Raw genomic sequence first — 21,642 nt, forward strand, 5'->3', positions numbered from 1 at the left:
TTATGTGAATGTCAGACGCGCTTCCTACTCCTCGTGCGCCGCAAACGGACCAGCAGGGGATCAGCGCGCATGGCGCAAATCGAACTATCCGCAATCCGCAAGTCCTTTGACGGCACCGACGTCCTGAAAGGCATCGATTTCCGCATCGCCGACGGCGAATTCATCTCGCTGGTCGGCCCGTCCGGCTGCGGCAAGTCGACCCTGCTTCGCATCATTGCCGGGCTCGAGCCGCAAGATTCCGGCGAGGTCCACATCGACGGCCGCCCCGTGGACGGCATTCGCCCGAGCGCGCGAAACCTCGCGATGGTGTTCCAATCCTATGCGCTTTATCCGCATTTGAGCGCCTTCGACAATATCGCGGTGCCGCTGCGGATGCGGCGCCTCTCCGCGATCGAGCGACTGCCACTGCTGGGTGCGCTGCTGCCGGGCCGGCGCGCCAAGGAACGGCACATTCGCGCCGACATCGAAGGCATCGCCGAGCAGCTCGACATCAGCCCATTGCTGCGGCGCAAGCCCGGACAATTGTCCGGCGGACAGCGGCAACGCGTCGCGGTCGGACGCGCCATGGTGCGCGAGCCGGTGGCCTTCCTGTTCGACGAACCGCTCTCCAATCTCGACGCCAAGCTGCGCGTCCACATGCGCGCAGAGCTCGCCGAGCTGCATCGCCGCCTCAAGGCAACGTTCGTCTACGTCACGCACGACCAGGCCGAGGCGATGACGATGTCGAGCCGGATCGCCGTCATGATGGGCGGTGAGCTGATCCAGGCCGGCACGCCGGCCGAGATCTACAACGAGCCCGGCGACATCCGCGTTGCCGAATTCATCGGCAGCCCCAAGATCAACGTTCTCCCCGGCCGGATCCGAAAGGACGGCGGCGTCGATGTGCTGGGGACCGCCTTGAAACTTACGTGCAATGCGGCGGCCGGCGATTGCCGCATCGGGGTCCGTCCGGAGCGGATCGAGCTCGGCACCGGGCCGTTCTCCGGAACCGTCGTCCATCTGGAGAATCTCGGCGCCGAGGCCTTCGTGCATCTGGCGGTCGAAGGCATCGGGTCGCGCCTGATCGCGCGGCTCGCGGACGTCAAGCATTTGCCGGCGATGGCAAGCTCCGTCGCCTTCGGCTTCGCACCAGACGCGGTGCGGATGTTCGATCCGGCCGGGAAACGGATCGAGCTCAGAATGGAGCAGGCCGAGCGCATCCGTGAGCCCGCCCATGTCTGACGGCTCCATCACCATCGGGGCGACTGTTGCTCCCGCGGGCACGACGAGGCGCACGCTGCCGGCCCATGGCAGCAGGCGGAGCCATGCCGCCTACGCGCTGGTGACGCCGGCCGCCGCGCTCATGCTGGTCATGCTGCTCGGTCCGCTCGCCGGCGTGATCGCCCTCTCCTTCACCGACTATCAGCTCGGCGCGCCGCATTTCTCCTGGATCGGGCTCGCCAACTACCAGGACCTGTTCGCCGACAAGGTGTTCTGGACCGCGCTGCGCAACACGCTGACTTACGTCGTGATCGTGGTGCCCGGCGCCGTGATCGCCGGCCTTGCGATCGCGCTTTTGATCCAGAGCGGCACCAGCCTGCGCAGCCTCTACCGGACGATCTATTTCCTGCCCGTCATGGCGACCCTGATCGCGATGGCGGTGGTGTGGGAATTCATGCTGCATCCGCAGTTCGGCCTGGTGAACGGGCTGTTGCGCGGCGCCGGCCTGCCGGCCTTCGCCTGGCTGCAGGACCGCAGCACGGCGCTCTATGCGCTGTGCGCGATCGGCATCTGGCAGGCCGTCGGCTTCAACATGGTGCTGTTCCTGGCCGGCCTCGTCTCCATCCCCAAGCAGCTCTACGAGGCGGCCGAAATCGACGGCGCCTCGAGCGGCTGGGCGCGCTTCCGCCTCGTGACCTGGCCAATGCTGGGGCCGGTCACGACCTTCGTCGTCGTGATCTCCGGCATTCGCTCGTTCCAGGTGTTCGACACCGTGCACGTCTTGACCAAGGGCGGCCCGTCGAAATCCACCGAGGTCCTGATCCACACGATGTACACGGAAGGATTCGAGTTCTTCCGCTCGGGCTACGCCGCGGCGATCACCGTGGTCTTCCTGGTCTTCGTCCTCGCGCTCACCCTGATCAAGTCGAGGCTCGCCGATCGCGGCGTGCACTACACATGACCAACGCGCATCCCATCCCATTCCGGGCGATCCTCCGCCACGTGCTGCTGATCGCGGGCGCCGCGCTCATGCTGGCCCCCTTCATCTGGATGATCTCGACCGCGTCCAAGCCGCAGACCGAGATCTTCTCCAGCGAATTGCACCTGATCCCGCACCAGTTCGCGCTTGTCGAGAATCTGCGCGAGGCCTTCGCCAAGGCCAATCTGCTGCGCTTCCTGCTCAACGGAATCATCGTCACGGTCTCGATCTTCGTGCTGCAGGTGATGGTGGCGCTGCCGGCGGCCTACGCGCTGGCAAAACTCCGCTTCCTCGGTCGCGAGACGCTGTTCGCCCTGGTGCTGTTCGGAATCCTGATCCCGCCGCAGGCGACCGCGATCCCGGTCTTCCTGCTGCTGCACAAGATCGGTCTGCTCGACAGCTATGCCGCGCTGGTGCTGCCCTTCACGATCTCGGTGTTCGGCATCTTCCTGATGCGCCAGTTCTTCAAGACCGTGCCCGACGATCTCGTCGACGCCGCGCGCATGGACGGCATCTCCGAATTCGGCATCGTCTGGCGGGTGATGCTGCCGGCCGCGATTCCCGCAGTGACCGCCTTCGGCATCTTCTCCGTGGTCGCGCATTGGAACGATTATTTCTGGCCACTGATCGTGCTCAACAGCGAGCACTTGCGCACGCCGCCGCTCGCGGTCGCCCATTTCCGCAACAGCGAGGCCGGCACCAGCTACGGCCCGCTGATGGCCGCCGCGATGGTGATCATCGCGCCGCTCGTCATCGCTTTCCTCTTTGCCCAGCGCCGCTTCATCGAAGGCATCACCCTCACCGGGATCAAGTAACCGCGTCACCTCAAACAGGGAGTCTATCCATGCTGAAGTCCATCATCGCCGCAGCGGCTCTGTCGCTCGTGGCCGGATCTGCGCTCGCGCAGGCCCAGACCGAGATCGTGATGCAATATCCCTATCCGGAGCTGTTCACCGAGACACACAAGCGCATCGCCGAGGAGTTCGCCAAGGTGCGCCCGGAGATCAAGGTCACCATGCGGGCGCCTTACGAATCCTACGAGGACGGCACCCAGAAGGTGCTGCGCGAGGCCGTGACCAACCAGATGCCGGACGTGTCCTTCCAGGGCCTGAACCGCATCCGCGTCCTGGTCGACAAGAACATCCCGGCCGAGCTCGACGGCTACATCGCTGCCGAAAAGGATTTCGACAAGCAGGGCTTCCACCAGGCGATGTTCGACATCGGCACCGCCAGCGGCAAGGTCTACGCCCTGCCCTTCGCGATCTCGCTGCCGATCGTCTACGTCAATCTTGACCTGGTGAAGCAGGCCGGCGGCGACGTGAACAATTTGCCGAAGACATGGGACGAGCTGATCGCGCTGGCCAAGAAGATCAAGGCGCTCGGCAATGACAACAACGGCGTCACCTATGCCTGGGACATCACCGGCAACTGGCTGTGGCAGGCGCCGGTGTTCGCGCGCGGCGGCACCATGCTCAATGCCGACGAGACCAAGGTCGCCTTCGACGGAGCCGAGGGCAAGTTCGCCATCAACACGATCGCGCGGCTCGTCAACGAGGCCGGCATGCCCAATCTCGACCAGCCGTCGATGCGCGCCGCGTTCGCGGCCGGCAAGACTGGCTTCCACGTCACCTCGACCTCGGACCTCAACAAGGTCACACAGATGACCGGCGGCAAGTTCGCGCTGAAGACAATTTCGTTCCCGGACGTCGCCTCCCCGAAGGGCAGGTTGCCGGCCGGCGGCAACGTCGTGCTGATCCTCGCCAAGGACAAGGCCAAGCGCGACGCCGCCTGGGAGGTGGTGAAGTTCTGGACCGGCCCAAAGGGCGCTGCGATCATGGCGGAGACGACCGGCTACATGCCGCCGAACAAGGTCGCCAACGAGGTCTATCTGAAGGATTTCTACGTCAAGAACCCCAACAACTACACCGCGGTCAGCCAACTCGCGCTGCTCACCAAATGGTACGCCTTCCCCGGCGACAACGGCCTGAAGATCACCGACGTGATCAAGGATCATCTCAATTCGATCATCTCGGGCGCGCGCGCCAAGGAGTCGGAGGCCGTTCTCGCCGACATGACGGCTGACGTGCAGAAGCTGCTGCCGAAGACGACCGGCGCGGCGCGCTGACCATCCTCACATCCCCCGGCACGGGACGCACCAGCGCCCCGTGCCGCCGTATTGACGCGGCTGTCAGGCATGGATCGCGAGACCATGGTGCGGTGACCGGCGGGCGCCGACCATTTCCTGCGGTTCTTCACCTTGATCCAGAACTTTTGCCGTCCGCCGGGTAAGGCCGATCGCGATGCTTGGGCAGGAGACCTGATTTCAAAATCTGCAAAAACAACCCGATGCAGTAGCCGACACGAGCTCAGGCGACCCTTGCGGCACCAACCGCAACCCGCGCTCTAGTAGAGACACGGTGGGAGGAATTTCGGATAAGCTAGTGTAATGATTCATCGACTGAAGTCATGGAGCGTACTCCGCATTGCGTCCTTGCCATCTGACCGTAGTCGCTACGCAAACGGGCGCTGCCCCCGTTAGCCAGTCAGTTGCTGGCGGAACAGAACGTCCACACCGTAGCTCGTTGAGTTGTAAGTGTCGGTTGGGAAGAGGCTGTTTGATCCATATGCATACACTCCATTGCCTCCGCTCGAAGCCGAGGATGGCGCAGTCAGCGGTCCGTTGCTAACCGCCGAGCTAAACAAGTTGGGATCGGCGGAGTAGTTTCCCGACGTATGATAGGATGCAACATACGTCTGCCCTGGCGTGATCGTCACCGGTGTGGCGAAGTTGACTTGCTGCCAGCCGCTCGCCGTCTCGTTGGTGAAGGTGGCGGTGGCCAGCAGGGTGCCGGTGCTGCTCCAGAGATTGGCGGTGTGAGTGCCGGTGTTCGACGGGCCCTTGTAGAAGCGTAGCCCGGTGACATCGCCGGCGCTCGACGCCCGGAATTTGAACCCAAGCTCCACCGAATTCGGATCATTGACCGATACCACACTCGGCGTCGGATTATTGCTGAACAGACTTACGATGCTCGCAGATGCTGCGTTGACGTTGAGAGAGGCGGACGCGCTTGCCGTCCCACCTCGACCGTCAGAGATTGCATAAGTGAATGACGCCGGTCCCGTATATCCGGAGTTCGGGGTGAAAGTGACGGTGCTGGTCTGCGCGTTGTAGCTCGCGACGCCGCCGGCGCCGTTGCTGACGCCCGTGATGGTCAGGGCATCGCCGTCGGGATCGGTGTCGTTGGCCAACAATGCCGAAGCCGGGATCGAGATCGCAGTGTTCTGAGTAGCGCTGAACCCGGAGTCATTCGCCGCGACTGGTGGCCGGTTGACGCCGCTCGCGGGGCTATACATCACGTCCACCCAGTAGTTGGTGGCCCCGAAGGTGCTGGTTGGGAACAGATTGCCGGTGCCGTAGGTGTAGACGCCATTGTTGCCGGCGGGCGCTGTGAGCGGACCATTGACGCGCGGGGCCGTAAAGTAGTTGCTCGTGGACGTGTAGTGCCCGTTGCTGTGGTAGCTTGCCACATAGGTCGTGCCGGCGGCGATCGAAACCGGATTGTTGAAGATGACGGTCTGCCATCCACTGCTGGTTTCGTTCGTGAACGTCGCGGTCGCGAGCAGCGTGCCCGTGCTGCTCCATAATGACCCCGTATGGGTGCCGGTGTCGCCGGTACCCTTGTAGTACTTGATGCCGCTGATGGTGCCGGCCGCGGATGACGTGAAACGCACCCCGAGATTGACCTGGGCCGCGTCAGGATCCGAGAGAATGGCCGGCGTGTCGGAACTTGAAAACAGGCTCACTGTCGGCGGGGTCACTGTCAAATTAGCCGTTGCAGTTGCGGTGCCGCCGCGACCATCCGAGATGGCATAGCTGAAGGATGCAGCGCCGGTGTAGCCGGTGGTCGGCGTGAAGGTGACGCGATTGGTCTGGGCATTGAAGCTGACGGTACCGTTGACGCCGCCGCTCACGCCCGTGATCGTCAGCGGGTCGCCATTCGGATCGGTGTCGTTCGCAAGCAGGGCCGACGCGGCAATCGTGAGAGCCGTGTCCCGCGTGGTGCTGTAGCCGCTGTCGTTGCTAGCTACCGGCGGCTGGTTCGTTGCGGTATTTACCGTCAGGCTGACCGTGGCAGTTGCGGTTCCGCCCTGTCCGTCGGCAATGGCATAGCTGAAGGATGCCGCACCGGTATAGCCGGTAGTCGGCGTGAAGGTAACTACATTGGTTTGGCTGTTGAAGCTGACGGTGCCGTTGACGGCGCCGCTCACGCCGGTGATTGTGAGAGTGCCGCCATTGGGATCGGAGTCGTTGGCGAGCAGCGCGCTGCCCGCAATCGTCAGTGCGGTATTCTGGGTGGTGGTGTAGCCGCTATCGTTGTTGGCAACCGGTGGCTGGTTGCCGCCGCCGGACGGCGCGAACACAACATCGACCCAGTAGTTGGCGGCGTTATAGGTACTGGTCGGGAAGATGCCGGACGTGCTGGTGCCGCCATAGGAATAGACGCCGTTGCCGCCGGCCGTCGTAGTCGAAAGCGCGGTCAATGGGCCGTTGGTGACAGCCGTGGTGAAGTAGTTGCTGGTGGCCACATAGGAGCCGGTGGTGTGATAAGAAGCAACATAGGTCGTGTTGGCGGCGATCGAAATTGGGGACGGCAGGGTAACGGTCTGCCACCCGCTGACCGACGTATTGGTGAAGGTGGCGGTAGCAAGTCGGGTGCCCGTTGACGTCCAGAGATCAAGCACGTCGGGACCAGTGTCGCCGGCGCTGCGGTAGAATTTGAGAGCCGTGATCTGGCCGGCGACGGAGGACGTGAACTTCATCCCGACTTCAAGCTGCGATCCGTCATTGAGGTTGGTCTGCGCTGGTATATTTGACGCGCTGAACAGGCTGACGGGAGCCGCACCGGGCGGTACCACCGTGAGGCTGACACTGGCAGTGGCCGTACCGCCGCGCCCGTCCGAAATCGTGTAGCTGAAGCTGGCCGGACCGGTATAGCCGGCGGCGGGCGTGAATGTGATGTTGTTATTCTGCGGATTGGGTTGCGTGTTGAGGACCACGGTGCCGTTTGTCGCTGCGCTTACTCCGCTTATGGTTAGGGCGTCCCCATTGGGGTCGCTGTCGTTGGCGATCAGCGACGCCGCAGTGATCGTCATGGGCGTATTTTGCGTCACGGTCGGCCCGGTATCGTTCGTAGCCACCGGCGCGGAATTGGTGGTGGAAGGGTTGAACATGACGTCAACCCAGAAATTTGTCGATTGGAACGTGGTGGTCGGGAATGCCCTGTTGCTGCTGTAGGTATAGACGCCGTTACCATTGGCGAGGGCGGTCAGCGGACCGCTGGTCACATTGCTCGTGAAGTAGTTCACGCTGGAGGAGTAGTGGCCTACGTTCGTGTGATAAGACGCGACATAGGTGGTGCCTGCCGTCAGCGGGACCGGGTTGGAGAAGGTCACGCTCTGCCAACCGCTTGTCGTTTCGTTTGTAAACGTGGCGGTTGCCAGCAAGGTGCCGGTGCTGGTCCAGAGTTCACCCGTGTGGGTGCCTGTATCCTGGCTGCTCTTGTAGAAGCGGATTCCGCTTACGGTGCCGGCAGTCGACGTCTGAAACCTCACACCGAGCTCGACGGCGCTGGCATCTATGGTGTTGACTGTGGCGGGGGTCGCCGAGCCAGGAAAGAGCGAGATGAAGGACGGCGCGCTCACGGTCACCGTGCGGCCCGCCGAAGGCGTTTCCAGATTGATGCTGTCGTCCACCGCGCGTGATTTGATCGTGTAGGTCCCGGCAACTTGCGGCGCCCAGGTATAAGTCCACGTCTCATCGCCAATCGCGTTCTGCCAGCTCAGCCCACCATCGGTCGAGACCTCCACGCCGGCGATCACGCCGCCGCCCACATCGGCTGCCGTGCCGGAAATCGTGACCGTATTTCCGGCACTGAAATTTGCCAGGGCGTTGATGGTGGAGGTCGGAGCTGTCGAGTCCGTCGAGCCGGTACCCGCGACCATCCCCGGTTGGAGCGTTCCCGGTTGAATCCCCATGTCGGCGAGCAGATTGATCATAGCCTGTTGCACGCGCGGATCGGTCGGCGTCGGCGCTAGGTCGTGATTGTCGCTCAGGCCCCATGCCCAGTAGACCGTACCGGCGCCGAAGACTAATGCGCCGCTCGGAGCGCGATAGAGGGTCAGGTTATGGGTTGAAACGCCACTTCCGGTCGTGTTGCCATAGTCAAGCAGATAGGTATTGACCGGAATGGTTGTCGAGGAAAGCCGAACCAGGCCGGCTGGATCGAATCCGTTGTCAGGCGCTTCATCCCACTCATAGCCAAGATAGTTCTTGGTCAGCGTTGCCGTTTGCCCGGGCTGAAGATTGGCAACGCTGGTATTGCGCCAGAAGCGCAGGTTAGCGTCGTCATAGGGAATTGTGATTGACTGGAGGCCGCTGCCTTGGCCGACATCATCGACCTGGAACATCTGTCCGATCAGGGCATTTTCCGGGATTCCCCCGCCGACCGCCGGCGGGCTGAGGCGCGGATCACGGAACGTTCCTGTCCACTGGTCGCTTGGATCAATCGACGCTCCTGGTGAAAAAGTCTCCTTATAGGAGATCAAGGTGCGGTAGGCGGTGGCGTCGCTGCTTATGCTGTTACCCCAGCGCGTGCGCCAATACATCTCGTTGCCGCTCCAGAACGCAAGATTCACGCCGGCATCGCGGGCCGCCTGGACATTGGCGCGTTGCTGCCCTGACCAATACTCGTCGTGACCAACGTCGAGATAGAGCTGGTGGTTGAGGAGGAGACTGCCGTAACGATCGGCATCGACTCCCGACATGTAGGAGACGTCGTAACCATTCTGCTCCAGCCAGTAGATCGCAGAATACTCAGCGCCGAACAAATAGTCCTGCGGGCCGGCATAGGTCCCGACGTTGCCGCGGGTGGCGATCGGCCGGTTGTAGCTCACCGCGTAGGCGCGCCCGGCGCCTTGACCGGTCGCGGGACCGTTGCCGCCATAGAAATTTGCACCACCCCAGCCGTTATAGGCCTGCCAGGTTGTATCCGAGGTCTGGAAGATCACATCGCTGGTGCTGCTGTCGTCTCGAACGATGAAGGGGATGTGATTGGCGCCGGCAGTTCCGTCCTGGCGCACGAGCTTTGCAATATAGACGCCGGACACGGCATCGGCGGGAATATCCCAGGAGGCTGAGATGGACCAATTGCCGGCATCGACCAGGCCGGTCGCCGCGTCGCGCAGCGGCGTAGGCTGGTTCTGCACGCCCGTGTGCTGGATGGTGGCGACCTTTCGCGCTCCCATGCCGCCATAGTAGCCGAGGCGGTAGATGTCGATCCGGTAGTTTGATGAATTCGTATTGATCTTGAAGTCGACCCGGTTACCCCGATTGACGCTGATGTCGGTGGCGAAACCTTCGATATTCGAACTGCCCGCGCCAACGATATCCCATTCGCTTTGTGGGTTTCCCGGCTTCTGGTTCTCGAGAACAATTGGGTTTGTGGAAGTCGCTGCAGCCGCGAGACTGCTGGTGGACTCCGTTGTGGCGGCCTGCCGGCCGGCTGGGGGAGCCTTTGCGGTTGTCACCGAGCCGGACAGAATTCCAATTGGGCTGGTTGCCGTCCCGGTACCGGTCTCTCCTCCACCTGGCAGCGCGTTCCAGTTGATAAGAGGCGTAACCTGCTGCAATGGCATGTCGGCACTGGTGGAGGCTCCCATGATTCCGGTCTGGCCGGTCAGCACGAAGTCCGCTCCACCAGATAAACGATTACCTTGCAACTGCCCGATGTGGGCTGCACTTTGATCGAGCAATCGTGTTGGAGCAATGAAGTAGCCGCAACCACAAACCTGCGCGGCCGCTGGAATCCCCGACGATCCAACGATACTCGGAGCCAAGGCCGCCGAGGGAATCCGACCAAGAATGACGACCGGATTTGAGGTCGTTTGGTCGGCTGCCGCAGAGGTTGGCGTTCGCCATCCTGCGGTTACCCTCGGCAATTCGGCGCTCGAAGCCAAATTGGATAAAGATAGTGCAGTGGCATCTGAGGCGCGCAGGTCCGTTTCAAGCGGATTGCGCACGGGGTGCGTTGGCAGCAGCTCGTCCTTAGCCTCTGGATCTGACGCCCAAATGCTCCTCCGGTGCAGGGTCCGTGGCCAAGTCCGCAATCCGAAAGCCAACTGGCTCAAGCCAGACTTTTCGTACAAGGACCTCATGACATCCTCGCGAGAGATGTGAGAGTGTGAATGAAAGATTCTGATGCCCGTCACCTAGACGATGACGTGGATGTCGGAGGGACATCCCCAATGTTCGCGAACGAGCCAATTTTGGACTGACAGGCGGGGCTCTGAACCAGTAGGCGAGCGGGAAGCCGCACTGCTCGATCTGCCTTTCGGCTGCGGTTGCACCGTTACTGGTAGCGGCTGCCATGATTGCCCAAAATTCAATTCCGCCGAATTAAAGCGCACATTTTAACTTATTAAATATTAAATATCAAGATTTTTCATATCACATACTCGCCATCTGGCCGTCTTGATGTAGCTAAAATGCAAAGCGCCCGGCGCCGCCTAGCTTACGTGATCAGGATATTGCCAGGGCGGAAAGGGATCGCTGAGATTGCGCCAACTCTGGGGATCGAACCCATTCTCCGAATCGGCAAGGCAGGCATCCAGCGAAGCTCGGATGGACACTTCGTCCATGCCTGAACCGATGAACACAAGCTCCTGGCGGCGATCGCCCCAGGTGTTGTCCCATTGGTGATCGAGATGTTGTTGGACCTGAGGATGGCTTGGCCACGTCGACTTCGGGACCGTCGCCCACCAATGTCCCATGGGCTCGCATCGACGCTGCATCCCTGCGACGGAGAGAACACCCACCCAATCCGGGCGGGTCGCAAGCCAAAAATGTCCTTTGGCGCGCAATACGCCTGGCCAGGGTTTATTGAGAAAGGACAAGAGACTGACGGGATCGAACGGACGTCTTTCCAAGTAGACGAAACTGGATATGCCGTACTCCTCGGTCTCCGGCACATGGCAAGCGGGATTGTACAGCTCCTTGTTCCAGAGAGGATGTGTCGCAGCCTTGGCTTCATTGAAGAGGCCGGTGTTAAGAATTGTGTGGAGAGGAACGTCGCCAAAGTCGGTCTCGATTGTGCGTGCCCGGGGATTGAGCGCGGCAACCACCTTGCGCACGTCCGCTCGCGTCGCCTCGGTCACTTCTGACACCTTGTTGATGACGACTACATCAGCGAATTCGATCTGCTCAACTAGGAGATCGACGACCGTACGAACGTCGGAGGCATCACGTAGCTCGCCGTGGTCGCGCAAAAGATCGCGACTGCTATACTTGGCGAGCAAGTCCGTCGCGTCCACGACGGTCACCATCGTGTCGAGTTTCGCAAGATCGGAGAGCGAGACGCCGGCTTCGTCGCGAAAGGAGAAAGTTGCCGCGACAGGGAGAGGTTCAGAAATCCCGGTCCCTTCAATCAGAAGATAGTCAAAGCGCCGCTCCTCGGCCAACCGCCTGACCTCCACCAGGAGATCGTCGCGCAGCGTGCAGCATATGCAACCATTGCTGAGCTCCACGAGTGTTTCGGTGGTATGCGATAGGTTCGCGCCACTGTTGCGAACCAGATCCGCATCTACGTTCAACTGACTCATGTCATTGACGATGACTGCAACTCGGAGGCCCCCGCGATTCCTCAGCACGTGGTTGAGCAATGTCGTCTTCCCCGAACCCAGAAATCCACTGAGCACGGTGACCGGTAGCCGATTGGCGGCGCTTGCTCTCTCTTGCATAAGTCTCCCCGGCCGATGACGTCCCAACTAAACAACGTTGACGGAGGCAAGTAGTGCTGCTGCAGGCGCGCATCGCAACTATTTAGACCTATCTGTCTCTTCCGAGTCTGCCAGTTATTAGTATAATGACAATATTAATAACAGGTCTAACAATTAAATCAGCGAATCGCCGCCGGCAGAAGTTCGTCCGTGTTCCCGACACGGCGCTAGGGCCTGCTTCGGCTAATCGCCTTATTGATATTGTGCAGTCTGGTTGGGCTATAGCTCCGCACACGCTGAAAAGCGCGGCGCGCTGGTGATCGGTAACTCGGCGCGAAGCTGGCGAACCCCACGAACGATGCCGCATTAGTCGCCGGCATGCAGGAGGGCCGGGTTCGATAATGTTAACATCAAGCTCGAACTCAATGTTTCGGAGATGCGCAGGACGCTGCGCGACTTTGGCAGTAAGGCGCGCGATGCCGAGGTCGCGGTGGTCTATTACGCCGGGCATGGCACCGAACTGGACTGCATCAACTATCTGATCCCGGGCTGCCGGCTGGTAAGGTCCGGTTGTCGGACAGAAGGCACTGTCGTACGAGTACGCGGTGGGAGGGCACAGCGGAAGTGTGTGATTGAGCCGCGCGGCCGCACAGCTCACGTCAACTTCCGCAACGGGGTCATAAGCCGACTCTTTGAGTACCCACCCTACTCCACCAGCAGCACGTCGACGGCGACGCCGAGCTTCTGCTTGGGCGAGCCGACGATGATGCCGTCGACCGGCGAGACGTCGGAAAAATCGCGTCCCATTGCGAGCACGATGTGATCGTTGCCGACGAGGAGATCGTTGGTCGGATCGAGATCGATCCAGCCAAGCTCGGCCCCGCACCAGAGCGACACCCAGGCATGGGTGGCGTCGGCACCTTGCAGCCGCGGCTGGCCCGGCGGCGGAATGGTGCGCAGATAGCCGCTGACATAGGCGGCCGGCAGGCCGAGCCCGCGCAGCCCGGCAATCATCACATGGGCAAAGTCCTGGCAGACGCCGTGACGCTTGTCGAAGACTTCCTCGAGCGGTGTCGAGATCACGGTCGCCTTCGGATCGTAGCGGAACTCGCCGCGGGTGCGTCGCATCAGGTCGACGGCGCCGGCGAGGATGCCCGCGCCGGGCGGAAAGCTCATCCCCGCATAGGCGCTGACCGGGCGCAGCACCGGCACCAGGGGGCTGGCAAAGACATAACCGACCGGCGAGGACGGCCCGAGGCTGGTGGCTTCGAACGCGGTGTCGCGGACGCTCTCCCAGGGCGGGCTGACCGCATCTCGCGCCGGCGGTTTGCGCGACACCGAGACACGCGAGCGCGAGTCGATGCGCAGATTGCGATGCGCGGCTTCGATCGTCACGCTCTCGGTCAACGTGCCGAAGAAGTCGCGCCGCACATTGCGCTCGGCCGGGCGCGGATGGATCTCGACCTCGTGCGAGATCAGTTCCTGGCCGCCGCCGCTTCTGGGCTCCAGCCGCAGCGTGCAGCGGGCGAAGCTGACGGGATTCTCGTACTCGTAGGTGGTGACGTGACGGATGTCGTAGATCACGCCAGCCCCGTCAGCTTTTCCGGCCGGCTGGCATTGGGACCGTGCGGGAAGTAGTGCTGCCCGATCGCCTCGCCGAGGCTGAGCAGATCCTGCTCCAGGGCGAACAGCGTCTTGACCTCGAGCTTCTCGGCCTCGGCGGTCGCGAGCATCGCCTGCATCGCCACGGCGAGACGCTGCGGTTTCTCGATCAGGCCATGCTCCTTCAGGCTCGGCAGCGCCGCAATGTGCTCGTTCAGCGTCGTGACCTGAAACGCCACCGAACGCGGATTGTAGCCGTCGAGCACCGCGAGGTCGCGCACCGGGGCCAGAATGGGCGCCAGCAGATAACGCGAGCGGTAGGTGATCTGGCAATCCACCAGCGTCAGCAGGATGTCGAGATCCTCGTCGCCGGCCTCGTCATAGGCGAACTGACGGGTGAAGCGCGTGGTGTTGATGGCGCGCTCGATGCGGCGGCCGATGTCGAGGAAGCGCCAGCCGGCGGCGCGGTTCATGTTCTCCTGCGCGAGGCCTGCGAAGCTCGCCAGCTCCTGCAAGGTCAGCTCGGCGGCGCTCAGCACGCTGTCGTCGTCCTCCACCTCGATGGCGAGGCGCTCGGCCATCTCGGTGATCACCTGCCAGGCATCGGGCGACAGCCGCTCGCGCAAGGAGGTCGCCGTGCGCTGCGCCGCCCTCACCAGCGACAGGGCCGAGCCGAAACGCTCCGCGCCCTGCAGCGCTTCGGCGACGATACGCCCCGCGGCCGTGCGCGAGGATTGCGAGACCGCGCCCCAGGCGACAAGGAGGCGCTGGATGCGTTCGGCCGATTGCACCGAGGCCGCCGTGCCCTTGTTCGGCCCGCTCGGCGAGCCCAAGGCGCGCAGCAGCCGCAGCGTCGCCTCGGCGCGCTCGAGATAGCGGCCGAGCCAGAACAGATTGTCGGCGGCGCGGCTGGGCAGCACGCCAGCGATGCGGCGGATGCGCACCTTGTCGGTCGCCGGCAGGAGCGTCGCGGTCGCGACCTGCTTGTCGGAGACGACCCAGACGTCGGCGGCGCGCGCGCCGTCGCCCATCGACACCGCGCGCGCGTCCGGCTGCTCGGCGATGCGGCAGAAGCCGCCGGGCATGATGGCCCAGCCGTCCGGCGTGGCGGCGGCGAACACGCGCAGCACGAAGGGGCGCGGCGTGAGCTGCCCGTGCTCCCACACCGGCATGGTCGAGAGCCGCACCACCTCCTGGCCGACATAGTCCATGCCGCGCGCGCTGATCGCATCGATCAAGCGCTGCCGGGCGCTGACGTCGAGCTCGCTCGCGAGCACCGGACCATTGCTGTCGAAACCGGGAACGCCGCGTCGATAGGCGCCTTCGATCGCGACCTCCTCGAGCCGCGCCAGCACCTCGTCGCGCGCCACGCGCTGGCCGCACCACCAGGTCGCGATGTGCGGCATCTTCAGGTCTTCGCCGAGCAGGCGGCGGCTCAGCGCCGGCAGGAAGCCGAGCAGCGCCCGCGCCTCCAAAACGCCCGAGCCTGGCATGTTGGCGACGACGACGCCGTCCTTGCGCAGCACGTCGATCAGGCCGGGCACACCGAGCCGCGAGGAGGCATCGAGCTCGAGCGGGTCGAGCGAGTTGGAATCGACCCGGCGCAACAGCACATCCAGCCGCTTCAGGCCGGCGACGGTGCGAATGTGGACGCGGTCGTCGCTGACCGCGAGATCGTCGCCCTCGACCAGCAGGAAGCCGAGATAGCGCGCCAGCGTCGCGTGCTCGAAATAGGTCTCGCTGAAGCTGCCGGGGGTGAGCACGCCGATCCTGGGCTCGTCGCGATCGGCGCGCGCGCGCAAGCTGTCGCGGAATGCCTCGAAGAACGGCGCGACGCGCGGCACGTTCATCGACTTGTAGAGATCGGAGAAGGCGCGCGACAGCACCAGGCGGTTCTCCAGCGCGTAGCCCGCACCCGATGGCGCCTGGGTGCGGTCGCCGAGCACCCACCAGCGGCCGTCGGGCCCGCGGCCGACATCGGCGGCATAGATCGAGAGATAACGTCCGCCGGGCGGCGGCACGCCGCAGACCGGACGGAGATATTCGGGACTGCCGGCGATCGCCGCGGCCGGGAGCGCGCCTTCGGCCACGAGGCGCCCCTCGCCATAAATGTCGCGCAGCACGCGCTCGAGCAGCTCGGCGCGCTGGGTGATGCCGGCGCAAAGCTGCTGCCAGTCGGCCTCGTCGATCAAAAGCGGCAGATGGCTGATCGACCAGGGCCGGTCGGCGCTATCGCCGGGCGCGCGGTAGGTGACGCCGGCCTCGCGGAGATGGCGATCGGCCATGCCGAAGCGGCGCTCGATCTCGTCGGGCGCCAGCGCGCCGAAGGCGTCGAAGAAGCGGCTCCAGACCGCGCGCGGCGCACCGTCGGGCCCCAGGAACTCGTCGGGGATGCCGGGCAGGCGGCTATAGTCGCGGACCCACTGCGCAATCCGCTGCTGGGCATTTGCCCTGCCCGCCTGGTCGTTGTCTTCGGCTGCGCCCTCGCCCATGGGCCTTTCCCTCCCCCACCATCATACTCATTGCAGGAGCGGGGTCCGCAAGTCGAGGGTCAGCGGAAATTCATTTGTGCGTTCCTCGGGCGGCGGCTGCATCGGACCCGGGGTGTGGCCGTGGTCCTGGAAGCGCGCCAGCCGCCGGGCCTCGGCCTCGTAGGTATTGACCGGCTTGGTGTCGTAGTTGCGCCCGCCAGGATGGGCGACGTGGTAGACGCAGCCGCCGAGCGAGCGGCCGTTCCAGGTATCGATCAGGTCAAAGGTCAGCGGCGCGTGCACGGGGATGGTCGGGTGCAGGCCGGAGGCCGGCTGCCAGGCCTTGAAGCGGACGGCAGCCACAGCCTCGCCGGAGCGGCCGGTCGGGGTCATCGGCAGGCGGCGGCCGTTGCAGGTGACGACATGGCGGCCCTCGACGAAGCCTTCGGCCTTGACCTGGAGCCGCTCGACCGAGCTATCGACATAGCGCACGGTGCCGCCGGCCGAGCCCTCCTCACCGAGCACGTGCCAGGGCTCCAGCGCCTGCCGCAGCTCCAGCGTCACGCCGCCATGGTGGATGCGGCCGAAAGCGGGGAAGCGGAATTCGAGCTGGGCCAGATACCATTCCGGCTCGAACGGATAGCCCGATTGCTTGAGCTCGCCGAGCACGTCGAGAAAATCTTCCCAGATGAAATGCGGCAGCATGAAGCGGTCGTGCAGCGCGGTACCCCAGCGCACGAACTTGCCGCTCAGCGGCTCACGCCAGAACTTTGCGATCAGCGCGCGGATCAGGAGCTGCTGCGCCAGCGACATGCGTGGATCCGGCGGCATTTCGAGCGCGCGGAATTCGACGAGGCCGAGCCGGCCCGTCGTTCCTTCCGGCGAATAGAGCTTGTCGATGCAGATCTCGGCGCGGTGGGTGTTGCCGGTGATGTCGACCAATAGATGCCGGAACAGCCGGTCCACCAGCCAGAGCGGCGTCTGGTAGCTGGGCGGCGGCACGTGCGAGAGCGCGATCTCGAGCTCGTAGATGCTGTCGTGGCGCGCCTCGTCGATGCGCGGCGCCTGGCTGGTCGGGCCGATAAAAAGACCGGAGAAGAAATAGGACAGCGCCGGATGGCGCTGCCAATACAGCACCAGGCTCTTCAGAAGATCGGGCCGGCGCAGGAACGGCGAGTCCTGCGGTGAGGAGCCGCCGACCACGACGTGATTGCCGCCCCCGGTGCCGGTGTGACGGCCGTCGACCAAGAAACGGTTGGCGCCGAGGCGGACCTTGGCCGCATCCTCGTAGAGGCCGGTGGTGATCTCGACCGCATCGCGCCAGCTCTTGGCCGGCTGGATGTTGATCTCGATGACACCGGGGTCGGGCGTCACCTTGATCACCTCGATGCGCGGGTCGAACGGCGGCGGGTAACCCTCGATATGGACCGGAAGCTGCATCTCCTCGGCGGTGTCTTCCAGCGCCGAGATCAGCTCGAGATAATCCTCGATGCGCTCGACCGGCGGCATGAAGGCGCAGATCAGGCCGTCGCGGATCTCCACGGCCATCGCCGTGCGCACGGGTATAGCGGTGTTGAGATGCTCGGGGGCCGTACGCGGCGGCGATGGCGGACGCGCCATGCGGGTGAACACCGGCAGCCTGCCCCGCGGCTCCATCGGGTCCTGCTCGACGATGTAGGGATATTGGTTGGGCGGGACGTGACCGAGCGAGCCGATCGGCAGGCGCAGGCCGAGCGGTGAATCGCCCGGCGTCAGGAACAGATGATTGCGCCGCAGCGGCCAGCGTTCGCTGCGCCAGCGCGGAGGTGCATTCCAGCGCTGGATCGGCAGCACGAAGCCGCGCGGCGTATTCAGGCCCTGGTCGAACACCCGCGCCATGCGTGCGCGCGCTTCGGGATCGGACAGCTTGGAATCGGTGGGATCGACATTGACCGGAAGCTCCGCTTCCTTCTGCAGCCAATAGGCGGGATCCTCATAGGCCGGCATGATGTAGCCGAGGTCGACGCCGAGTCGCGCCGCCGTGCCTTCCATGAAGGCCTCGGCATCCTTGACCTCCGGTCTCCTGGGATTCTCGATCCTGGCGATGAGATCGGCGTTCTTCCAGATCGGCACGCCGTCCTTGCGCCAATAGAGGCCGAAGGCCCAGCGCGGCAGGCTCTCGCCCGGATACCATTTGCCCTGGCCGTAATGCAGCAGCCCGCCCGGCGCGAAGCGCGTGCGCAGGCGGCGGATCAGATCGTCGCCGAGCGCGCGCTTGGTCGGGCCGACGGCCTCCGTATTCCACTCGCCGGCCTCGAGATCGTCGACCGAGACGAAGGTCGGCTCGCCGCCCATGGTGAGGCGCACGTCCTCGCTGGCGAGATCGCCATCGACCTGCTCGCCGAGATCGTCGAGGCGCGCCCAGGATTCGTCGGAGAACGGCTTTGTGATGCGCGGCGCCTCGCGGATGCGCCTCACGCTCATGTCGAAGGAGAACTCGACCTCGGCAAAGCCGGCCCCGCCGGAGATCGGCGCCGCCGAACGGTAGTGCGGCGTGGCTGCGACCGGGATGTGCCCCTCGCCTGCGAGCATGCCCGAGGTCGCGTCGAATCCGATCCACCCCGCGCCGGGCAGATAGACCTCGGCCCAGGCGTGCAGATCGGTAAAATCGTTCTCGACTTCCGGCGGCCCCTCGATCGGATCGATGTCGGGACGGATCTGGACCAGATAGCCCGAGACGAAGCGGGCGGCGAGCCCGAGATGGCGCAAGGTCTGGATCAAGAGCCAGGCGGAGTCGCGGCATGAGCCTGCGCCGGAGACAAGCGTCTCCTCCGGCGTCTGCACGCCCGGCTCCATGCGGATGATGTAGCGGACCTTCTTCTGGATCTCGCGATTGAGGTCGACCAGGAAATTGACCGTGTTCGGGGCTTCGTGCGGGATCGAATCGAGGAACTTGGCGAACAGGCGATCGGGCTTGATGGTCTCGAGATAAGGCGCGAGCTCCGTCTTCAGATCCTTGGGATAGTCGAACGGAAAGCTGTCGGCATACGGCTCGACGAAGAAGTCGAACGGGTTGACCACCGTCATCTGCGCCGTGAAGTCGACCTCGAATTTCAGCTCGGTGGTCTTCTCCGGAAAGACGTAGCGCGCCAGCCAGTTGCCCTGCGGGTCCTGCTGCCAGTTCACGAAATGATTGGAAGGCGTGACCTTGAGCGAATAGCTCAGGATCGGCGTGCGCGTATGCGGCGCCGGCCGCAGCCGTATCGTCTGCGGGCCAAGGTCGATCGGGCGGTCGTATTTGTAGTGCGTGACGTGGTGTAGCGCGACGTAGATCGACACGGGATGCGGTGCTCCAGCAGCTTTTTTGAGCAGAACACCTGAGGTCAACGCGATCAAGCACTAACAACGGGCACGGGGTGCCTAGGTAAGGTGCGGGGCGGGTGATGGTGGTTGTTATTGGGCCGCGCCGGCGAGGCTCTTCCCTTCTCCCCTTGTGAAAAGGTGGCGCGAAGCGCCGGATGAGGGGTCTCTCTCAACCCGCAAAACCGCTCGTGAGGATAGAGACCCCTCACCCGGCTTCGCTTTCAGCGAAGCCACCCTCTCCCACAAGGGGAGAGGGTTTGAAAGCCCTACGCCGCCGAGGTCAGCCTTTGCAGGAATTGGGTCACTTCGCGGCGGAGCGTCTCGACTTCGCCGTGGACGCGTTCGGAGGCGCTGTTGACGCGGGCAGCGACGCGGCCGGTGTCGGCGGCGGCTTCGCTGATGCCCGTCACGTTGGAGGAGACCTGCAAGGTGCCGGCGGAAGCTTCGTGAACGTTGCGGGCGATCTCGCGCGTCGCCGCGCCCTGCTGCTCGATCGAGGCGGCAATCGAGGCAGTGATGCCGTTGATCTCGGCGATGGTCTGCGAGATCGCCTCGACGGCCGCGACCGAATTGGTGGTCGATTGCTGCATCTCGCCGACCTTGGCGCTGATCTCTTCGGTCGCCTTGCCGGTCTGGTTGGCGAGGCTCTTGACCTCGGAGGCCACCACCGCGAAACCGCGGCCGGCGTCCCCTGCCCGCGACGCCTCGATGGTGGCGTTGAGCGCGAGCAGGTTGGTCTGCGAGGCGATCTCGCTGATAAGCTTGACGACGTCGCCGATCTGCATCGCGGCGTCCGCAAGGCTCCGGATCTCGCTGCCGGCGCGATTGGCTTCGTTCACCGCCCGTCCCGTGCTCGCGGTCGAGCCGGCCACTTGGCGATTGATCTCGGCGATCGACGATGCGAGCTGCTCGGCGGCGCTGGCGACAGTGGCGACGTTGCGCGAGGCCTGGTCGGACGCGGAGAGCACGCCGGAGGTTTGCAGGCTGGTCTTCTCCGCCGCCGCCGCCATCTGGCCGGCATCGGATTCGAGATCGGTCGCGGCGCCCATCAGCGTGCCCGCAACCTGATCGAGATGCGTGCCGAACCGCCTGGCGAGGTCCGCGATCTCGACGACGCGGCGGCCGAGACTGTCGGTGCCGGCATTGATGACGGTCGCCGAGCGGCGGAACGAGCCGGGCAATCCGCGCGCCAGGATCTTGCGGAAATACTTGCCGCGGCTAGCATACTCCATCGATGCCGAAGCTTCCCGCTGGAGCGCATCGGTAATGTCGAGCATGTCGTTGACTGATCTCTGGATGGCGCCGATGCGCCCGGCCTGCCGCTCACTGAGGATGCGCGCCTCGAGATCGCCGCCCGCCGCCTTGCGGCACACAGCGGCGACCTCGTCGACGGCAATCGCGGTGCGGTGCTGGCACCAGACGGCATAGCCGGAGAGCGCGATCGTCGCGCCGAGAGAAGCGGCACTCGCGATCCCGGTCATGCCGAGAAGCGAGAGAACGAACGCAAGGACGGCAAGACCACACGCGAGCGCGGTTGCTCCCTGCGCCTTAGAGAGAGAGCACAAATTCATCGTAACCGACACCCTGTTGCTTGAGCAGCCCGACCATCGCCTCGAAGCTCGCCTGCATGCCCTCCTTGGCATTGGCATGCCGCGCCTCCTCAGTGCACAGCGTCTTGTAGATCGGCTTGATGCGCTCGATCTGCGCGGGATCCGGCTTGCGACGGTTGGAGTGATAGCCGACGATGTTGCCGCGCTCGTCGAATGTCGGCGTGACGTGGGCGAATACCCAATAGTGACTGCCGTCCTTCGCTAGGTTGACGACGTAGGCGAAGATCTCCTGCTTGGACTGCAGCGTGTCCCAGAGCAGCTTGAAGACGGCGCGCGGCATGTCGGGATGGCGGATCAGGCTGTGGGGCGCGCCCATCAGCTCCTTCCACGAGTACTTCGCCATGCGGATGAAGACGTCGTTGGCGTAGGTGATGCGGCCTTTGAGATCGGTCTTCGATACGATCAGCTCCTCCTCACCGAGGAGATTTTCCACCCCAGTGGGACGTATCGCTTGCATCGGCTCGATCCTCAAATCACGCCGGCCCCACCACGCTGTGAAGCCGCATCACCCTCGTGTCTACGACAACAATATTAACCAGGTGTAAGCCGGGAACTTTTTGCGGCAGGCGCCCACCTCCGTATCATTACTTAGCGAACGGCCGTTGCATTTCGGATCGCCACACGCGCTCCGATTCCGGTTGCGATCATCGGATACCGGCGGCGC

11 protein-coding genes and 1 pseudogene are annotated in these 21,642 nt (G+C 63.8%); 5 read left to right on the forward strand and 7 right to left on the reverse strand.

Going from position 1 to position 21,642, the window contains the following annotated elements; genetic code table 11:
- Positions 1-69: 69 nt before the first annotated feature.
- From I6F21_RS24225 to I6F21_RS24240, 4 genes are read left to right on the forward strand one after another with little or no spacing between them, the layout of a single operon-like run.
- Entirely contained in the window at positions 70-1,221 is a 1,152-nt protein-coding gene (locus I6F21_RS24225; RefSeq protein ID WP_036023063.1) for an ABC transporter ATP-binding protein, read from the forward strand.
- Positions 1,214-2,161, forward strand: a complete 948-nt coding sequence (locus I6F21_RS24230) for a sugar ABC transporter permease (protein WP_036006139.1) — start codon at positions 1,214-1,216, stop codon at positions 2,159-2,161. Before I6F21_RS24225 ends, I6F21_RS24230 begins: the two co-directional genes overlap by 8 nt.
- Positions 2,158-2,994 (forward strand): carbohydrate ABC transporter permease, encoded by an 837-nt coding sequence (locus tag I6F21_RS24235; RefSeq protein ID WP_036023062.1) that lies wholly within the window; start codon positions 2,158-2,160, stop codon positions 2,992-2,994. The genes I6F21_RS24230 and I6F21_RS24235 overlap by 4 nt, the downstream gene beginning before the upstream one ends.
- Before the next feature lie 29 nt (positions 2,995-3,023).
- Positions 3,024-4,304, forward strand: a complete 1,281-nt coding sequence (locus tag I6F21_RS24240) for an ABC transporter substrate-binding protein (RefSeq protein WP_036023061.1) — start codon at positions 3,024-3,026, stop codon at positions 4,302-4,304.
- A gap of 410 nt (positions 4,305-4,714) precedes the next feature.
- Here the strand turns inward: I6F21_RS24240 and I6F21_RS24245 are convergent, their stop codons facing one another.
- Entirely contained in the window at positions 4,715-10,258 is a 5,544-nt protein-coding gene (locus I6F21_RS24245) for a DUF4082 domain-containing protein (protein WP_225139529.1), read from the reverse strand.
- Between the two features lie 486 nt (positions 10,259-10,744).
- The gene (locus tag I6F21_RS24250) at positions 10,745-11,974 is read right to left on the reverse strand and encodes a GTP-binding protein (protein WP_036023058.1); all 1,230 of its coding nucleotides are present in this window, start codon (positions 11,972-11,974) and stop codon (positions 10,745-10,747) included.
- Positions 11,975-12,199: 225 nt separating this feature from the next.
- On the opposite strand from I6F21_RS24250, the pseudogene I6F21_RS24255 reads away from it, so the two are divergent.
- A pseudogene (locus tag I6F21_RS24255) lies at positions 12,200-12,500 on the forward strand (caspase family protein); the annotation flags it as partial.
- Positions 12,501-12,658: 158 nt separating this feature from the next.
- Here I6F21_RS24255 and I6F21_RS24260 read toward each other — a convergent pair.
- The 5 genes from I6F21_RS24260 to I6F21_RS24280 all read right to left on the reverse strand — a co-directional run bounded on the left by I6F21_RS24260 (position 12,659) and on the right by I6F21_RS24280 (position 21,435).
- A complete protein-coding gene (locus I6F21_RS24260) occupies positions 12,659-13,537 on the reverse strand; it encodes a transglutaminase family protein (protein ID WP_036023057.1) in 879 nt (292 codons plus the stop codon).
- Positions 13,534-16,047 (reverse strand): circularly permuted type 2 ATP-grasp protein, encoded by a 2,514-nt coding sequence (locus I6F21_RS24265; protein ID WP_036023056.1) that lies wholly within the window; start codon positions 16,045-16,047, stop codon positions 13,534-13,536. The genes I6F21_RS24260 and I6F21_RS24265 overlap by 4 nt, the downstream gene beginning before the upstream one ends.
- 27 nt (positions 16,048-16,074) lie before the next feature.
- Complete coding sequence (locus tag I6F21_RS24270) at positions 16,075-19,344, reverse strand: transglutaminase family protein (protein ID WP_225139530.1); 3,270 nt, start codon at positions 19,342-19,344, stop codon at positions 16,075-16,077.
- Between the two features lie 290 nt (positions 19,345-19,634).
- A complete protein-coding gene (locus I6F21_RS24275; RefSeq protein ID WP_225139531.1) occupies positions 19,635-20,939 on the reverse strand; it encodes a methyl-accepting chemotaxis protein in 1,305 nt (434 codons plus the stop codon).
- Positions 20,917-21,435 (reverse strand): PAS domain-containing protein, encoded by a 519-nt coding sequence (locus I6F21_RS24280; protein ID WP_036006163.1) that lies wholly within the window; start codon positions 21,433-21,435, stop codon positions 20,917-20,919. Before I6F21_RS24280 ends, I6F21_RS24275 begins: the two co-directional genes overlap by 23 nt.
- Between the last annotated feature and the right edge of the window lie 207 nt (positions 21,436-21,642).

It is taken from the genome of Bradyrhizobium sp. NBAIM03 (assembly GCF_020194055.1).
GTDB lineage: Bacteria > Pseudomonadota > Alphaproteobacteria > Rhizobiales > Xanthobacteraceae > Bradyrhizobium > Bradyrhizobium yuanmingense.